General features: G+C 59.0%; 6 protein-coding genes. 1 reads left to right on the top strand and 5 read right to left on the bottom strand.

Going from position 1 to position 6,000, the window contains the following annotated elements:
- Positions 1-280 precede the first annotated feature (280 nt).
- Positions 281-787 carry a hypothetical protein gene (locus P3T17_RS34125; RefSeq protein WP_429411337.1) on the top strand — a complete coding sequence of 169 codons (507 nt, stop codon included), beginning with the start codon at positions 281-283 and terminating at the stop codon, positions 785-787.
- 39 nt (positions 788-826) lie between these two features.
- On the opposite strand, the gene tnpC is transcribed toward P3T17_RS34125, so the two are convergent.
- The 5 genes from tnpC to P3T17_RS34100 form a co-directional block, all read right to left on the bottom strand.
- Positions 827-2,380, bottom strand: a complete 1,554-nt coding sequence (gene tnpC / locus P3T17_RS34120) for an IS66 family transposase (RefSeq protein WP_429411335.1) — start codon at positions 2,378-2,380, stop codon at positions 827-829.
- A 32-nt stretch (positions 2,381-2,412) separates the two neighbouring features.
- Complete coding sequence (tnpB, locus tag P3T17_RS34115) at positions 2,413-2,763, bottom strand: IS66 family insertion sequence element accessory protein TnpB (protein ID WP_429411333.1); 351 nt, start codon at positions 2,761-2,763, stop codon at positions 2,413-2,415.
- Complete coding sequence (gene tnpA / locus P3T17_RS34110; RefSeq protein WP_429411331.1) at positions 2,739-3,215, bottom strand: IS66-like element accessory protein TnpA; 477 nt, start codon at positions 3,213-3,215, stop codon at positions 2,739-2,741. The genes tnpB and tnpA overlap by 25 nt, the downstream gene beginning before the upstream one ends.
- A 365-nt stretch (positions 3,216-3,580) precedes the next feature.
- Entirely contained in the window at positions 3,581-4,609 is a 1,029-nt protein-coding gene (locus tag P3T17_RS34105) for an IS110 family transposase (protein ID WP_429411329.1), read from the bottom strand.
- Positions 4,610-5,345: 736 nt separating this feature from the next.
- Entirely contained in the window at positions 5,346-5,807 is a 462-nt protein-coding gene (locus P3T17_RS34100; protein WP_429411327.1) for an N-acetyltransferase family protein, read from the bottom strand.
- Positions 5,808-6,000: the final 193 nt, after the last annotated feature.

The following is a 6,000-nucleotide window of genomic DNA, read 5'->3' as shown; positions in this document are numbered from 1 at the left end:
TGCGCACCTTCGACAAATCGCCCCATCTGCGCCTCTCATTCCAGCAGGTTGATTCAGTCTAGGCGATCATTAGAGTTTTTACACAGCCTCGGCCGAGCCCGGTCCGACTCAGACCTCGATCAATCGCTGATTGCGGCGAATATGTGAAAGGCATAAGTGGACCCGAAGCGGTCCTTCAGATTTTCCGAAATCGGCCGTTCATAGAGCACAGTATGCACGGTATGTTGCGTGCCGCGCAGTGGCATACGTGAGTGACCACGCCTATCTGGAATGAGGGTATATGAAGATCTTTGCGAAGCGTTTGTTGGGGACGGTGTTTGTCGCCTTGCTTTGGGTCCTCTCGGACGTTGCGCTCGCTGACAGCGTCGCAGCCCAGACTTTCTCGCTGGACCCAAAGGTCGAAAAAATTGCAGAAGCGTACGCGTTGGACGCCGTCGATTTCTCGGCAAAACACTTCGCGACAAAACTCGATTGGTCGGATGCAAGCATTGCAGATGTAGAGAAGATATTGGGCCAAATGAACCTGTCGTACGCCAACACCGCCCCCAAGCCCGCTGATGACAAAGTCATGGCTTTCGCAAAGGTTTTCGGAAGTTACGTGGGCGAGGTGTATCGCCGCAATCATGGAGGCGAATGGGGTATTGTCACGCTCGGCGGAGTACGCTATCCAGGCATGCAAACCGCCTCCGGTACCGATTTTTGGCCTTGGGGACGAGCATTCGATCGAATTACGAAGGGCCCTGAAGACGATATTGCCGCCTACTACAGTGCGCTGCTGAAAAAATAGACAGCTGAGCAAGCGTAAGCGGTCTTTTGACCACGTCCCTCAGAGGTTAGGTGCTGCCGATAGTGCCCATGGCATGAGCGCCGCATAGCCGTCGGCCGTGGCGGCGAGCGGTAACTTCGCGAACAGCCAGACGAGATAGCGGTATGGATCGATGCCATTTGCCTTGCAGGTCTCGACGAGCGAGTAGAGATTGGCGGTGGCCTGCGCACCGGCAACGGTGTCGGCGAACAGCCATCCCTTTCTTCCGACGACGAATGGCCTGATGGCGTTTTCACACAGGTTGTTGGATATGGGCCAGTTCCCGTTCTCGACGTAGCGGACCAGCTTGTGCCACTGTCCTTTCATGTATTGGAGAGCCTTACCGAGCAGACTCGACGGTACGACCGTCGGCAAGTGCTCGAGCATCATGCGTTCGATGGTGGCGAGCACGCGGCCGCTGTAGCGAACACGTAGCCGGTGCCGACGTTCCGCCGTCCACTTCGCGCTGCGTGTTTCGGCGGCAAACAGCTTGCCGATCAATCCAATGAACCGCCTGGCCAGCAGATCTGGCGTGCGCGCTGCCTTCGGCACGGTCTGCTCCGCCTTGATGAAGCCACGGCGTACGTGCGCCCAACATCCGAGATGCACGAGCTGGTGATCGTGAGCGATGCCGTTGTATAGCTCATAGCCGTCAGTCATCAGCACGGCGCCGGGCTTCACACCCGCATAGAGCCGTTGCGCATGCAGCGTGCCGCGCCCCGGCGAGTAAGAGAACATCCGAACGGGTGGTCCCGAGCCGTTGACTTGCGCCCACAGATAGCTCTTCGACTGAGGTCTTCGTCCCGGCTCCTTCAGCACCTGGAAGGTCGTCTCGTCGCCGTAGATGAGTTCCGACTCGAGCAGCACATCGCGCATCAGGTTGATCACTGGCTGCGCGGCCAGCCCGACGCGAACAACGCTCGCGGCCAGGGTGTTCGATGAGATGTCGCCGCCGAAGCGACGCAGCAGGGTCGCCTGCCGGTACAGTGGCATGCCGTACTGATACTTGCCGGTGATGATCCACGCGAGTGCCGATTCTGTGAGCAGCCCGCGAGGGATGATCCTTGCCGGTGCTGGCGTAACCTTGATGCCCAGGTCGCAGCAGGGACACGCGTATTTCACGCGCTGATGCTGGATGACGCGTACCTGTTCGGGAATCACGTCGAGTTGCTCGCTGGTCTCGACACCAATCTCAATCAGCGCATGGCCGTCGTGTGCGCAGAAGCGGTCCGGCTCGGGCAATTCATGCCGCACTATCTCGCGCGGCAGATTCGGATCTAGCGGTTTGCGACCACGCTTGCCACGCGTGTGGCCTGCAACCTGCGTGGCCGGTTCGTCCTCACGCGCCGGCGTGGCGTCAGCACCGAGCGCTTCGGCCTCGTTAAACAGGCCGAGCTGGTCAGTCGCGCGCGCCTCGCTCGACGCGCCGAACAGTTCGTGCTTGTAGGCACGTAGCCGTTCCTCCGCCAGATCACGCTCAGCCTTCGCCAAACGAAGCTCGCCACGCAGTGCTTCGCGCTCGGCGAGCAGCGCCTGATATTCTTCGACACTCAGTGTGACGATGTCGTTCGGCATGGCCGGTTAGACCATCCCGGTGCGCCGGGCGTTCAGCCGATCCGTTCGTAAAAACGTCGTGGATGCTTCTGGATAACGGCCAGGTCGATGCCGTCGAGCAACCAGTGCAGTTGCTCGACGGTGAGGGAGATGGTCTCGCCTCCCGATGGCCAGGTAAAGCGATCAGCCTCAAGTCGCTTGAGGAACAACCAGAAGCCGTTGCCGCCCCAGCCAAGTATCTTGATGCGATCGCGACGCCGGTTGCCGAACACGAATAGAGCCGATGTCATCGGGTTCAGGCGCATTGCCTGCTCGACCAGGATCGATAGTCCGTTGATGCCCACGCGGAAGTCGACTGGCTCGCGATGCAGGTACACCTTCAACCCTTCGTCGAACCGGAACATGGCAGCCTCCCGAGCATCTGGATGATCGTCTCCAGCTCTTCAGCGGGCGTCTGTCCAACCTCCATGCGAACGCCGTTGGGCAATCGAACACTCAACTGGAACGTCGTGGCTGATTTGATCGGTGGCGGCGGCAGCACAGGAGTCTCGACCGGTACGAAGGCCGGCTCATCTGATGGCGCAACCTCCGAAACCCCGGCCTGAGTCTCACGGACGAGCTCACTCGCAAGCCCGGCCACTCCGGCCCGTCCCTGCTCGCGCTGATACTGCGAAATCCAGGTCCGCACCAGGTTCGGATTGATACCATAATCCATCGCAGTGCGCGCTATCGACACACCGGGCTTAAGGCATGCCTGTATCAGCTCGCGCTTTGCACTCTCGTCGTATTTGCGCCGCCCGTCGCGCTTCGAGCCGACTACCAGCCGGCCCTGCAAGCCTTCTTCCTGTTCGCTCATGTACACGTGTCCACGTTCGTTGACATGGACAGGTAGCCTCTGTGAATCGGCCGTGCGATGGAAGGGCGTGCTTCATAGACCGTACATGGACGCCCCCGGCTTGCCAAGCTACCAGTTGGTGAGAACAGGAAGGAAGATTGCACCCGTACATTCGGACTTTGGTTGCGAGACATGCTCACTGTCCCTGATGGGTTCTGCTAGCCGGCGCCGCTATCGCTTACACGCACTCGAGGTGCCTCGGTCTATGTGGGCTTCGCCAGCCACGGTCTTACCTGTCTGCCATCACTTCGTGTTTGCCTGAGCAATCGGTGGTAGGGTTCTAGTGTCCTTAAATCGCCATTCCTTTAGGCGCTGGGTAACATGGATTAAACGGCACGAGGTACATAACCCTGCTGGAAACATCGATCATGCGCAAGCAGCGCCCATACAGTGCGGGCCACCTTGTTCGCCAACGCGACGGCTGCCACATTCTTGTTGCGACGGGTTGTGACGTTGTAGATCCAACTGTCCGGGTCGGCCTTCTGCATCGCCCGATAGATGACCGATCTGGCACCGTGGATCAACATGGTTCGCAAGTATGCATCTCCGCGCTTGCTCATGCCTAACAAGTTCTGCTTGCCACCGCTTGAATGTTGTCGAGGAACGAGTCCCAGCCACGCGGCAAGCTCCCGACCATTGGCGAAGTTTCTCGCGTCACCGACGGTAGCCACCAAGGCGGTTGCAGTGAGAGGACCGATTCCCGGGACCTTCTCGAGGCGCTGGCTCGCCTCATTGTCGCGGTGCCACGCCTTGATCACCGCTTCGATCTCGTCGATCTGGCGATGCAGCATCCTCAGATGCTCAAGCAGCCGGTCGATCAGCAGGCGGAACGAGCCCGGCAGCGCATTGCTTGCATCGTCGATAAGCTCGGGCACTCGCTGGGTGATATAGGCAATGCCCTGCGGCACAACAATCCCGAATTCGCTCAGCAGTCCACGAATTTGGTTCGCTTGCGCTGTGCGAGCCTTGACGAAACCTTGGCGAACACGGTGCAGCGAAAGCACCGACTGCTGCTCAATGTTCTTGATCGGAACAAATCGCATCGACGGCCGAACTACCGCCTCACAAATCGCCTCGGCATCGGCCGCGTCGTTCTTATTACTCTTGACGTACGGTTTTACGAACTGAGGTGCCATCAATTTGACCGTATGTCCGAGTGCTTGCAGTTTGCGCGCCCAATGATGGGCGCTACCGCATGCTTCCATGCCGATCAGGCACGGCTGTAAGTTGGCGAAGAACGTCGCGATCTGCTCCCGACGAAGCTGCTTGCGAAGGAGAACCTTGCCGTTCCGGTTTACCCCGTGGACCTGGAACACATTCTTGGCCAAGTCAATGCCGATCGTTGCAATCTCCATGATGGGCGCTCCCGCTATTCGAGTGGTTGTTGACACTTCCACTCTGGCACATCGATGCCGTTATAGGTGGGGGCGTCCATCCCATTGCTTACGAGCAAGCGGCTTCTTTTTCAGACTGCTTCGAAGGCAACGAGAGTTGTCAACGAGCTACAGGCGTGTGTCGCGTGTCCCGTACTGGCCGCGTGTTGTCCGACACGGGCGGCTGCGACTGGGCCACTATCCGTCGCCGTATGCTCGGGAGTCCTTCAGCATCGCCGCAACGAAGTCCTCAAGCGACCCATATGAAACCCATTCTGGGTACTTATCCGCGAATGGGCCTCCGTCTGACACGCTCCAAGTGAGGTGCACAACGACGTACGCCCCGTCGAAAAGGACCGCAACGATGTCATCGGTGTCAATGCGCCTGCCCTTGACGGTGGCTCCGCGGCCAAAGAGGGGATGCCGCGCGGTCACTTCCCTATCTAATTGACGTTTCAGTCCGATAGCTTCGTGCTCCGTAGCGAGCGGACGCCACGGAGCGAGCCAGTCTAGTTCGTCGATGCCCATTTGGAGGTCGCGCAGGTTGCCGAAAGTGGCTGGCCCGAGCTGAACGTTTCTATTCGAACTCGGGGGCCTCAATTGTCCGCGATCTAGGCGTCGACGTCGGTTGTCCGAAAGTGGCCGGCTGTTGACAAATGCATATCGCATAAATCAAGGCGGGACGGCCTACCACCGGATCGGCTCGCGAGGGCGCCGCTCAAATGGTTGGGGCAAACTGCCGGCGGTATTTCACAAAGCCACGCTTGAGGTCGGCACGGAACCCGACATGTTCGAAGAATTTATGGGCCTCGGCGCGGGAGGCCGAACTAAGCAACATCATCTTCGAACAATTCCGCGATAAGCAGTACTGCTCGACCTCACGTAGCAGAGCCTGTCCGATTCCATTTCCGCGGCATCGATGATCGACGACCAGATTTTCGATCACGGCTAAAGGTTGGCCGGCGTACATCACGTCTGCGCAAAGAGAGACCAGTACGGTAGCGCGGACGTCGCCATCAATCTCGCAGACGAACACCCGAGTGCGTGGGTCTTCCGCAATCATTTGAATCTGCGCTTCGGTGACATTCACGTTCACATCGTCCACCAACTGGCAATACAACGACTGGAGAGCCGCAGCATCTGTGCGGTCTGCTACGCGAACGACCGGAAGGTAACTCATGATGTACCGTGAACGTTTCGGAAATAAACGTCGATTTTAGATCACTAGAGCCGCCGACTGGTGGTGTTGCCCCGGTCAACTGACTGTTGACGATCAGCGAGCGACCCCGACCGGCGGCTTCTGGCCGATCCGTGCCCCATGCGGCCGGCTCATCTCGACCTCTCGACCCACTGGGACGGTGGCCGCGCGAATG

It is taken from the genome of Paraburkholderia sp. GAS82 (genome assembly GCF_050436285.1).
GTDB lineage: Bacteria > Pseudomonadota > Gammaproteobacteria > Burkholderiales > Burkholderiaceae > Paraburkholderia > Paraburkholderia phenazinium_B.
This window is presented reverse-complemented; position numbering and strand designations above follow the sequence as displayed.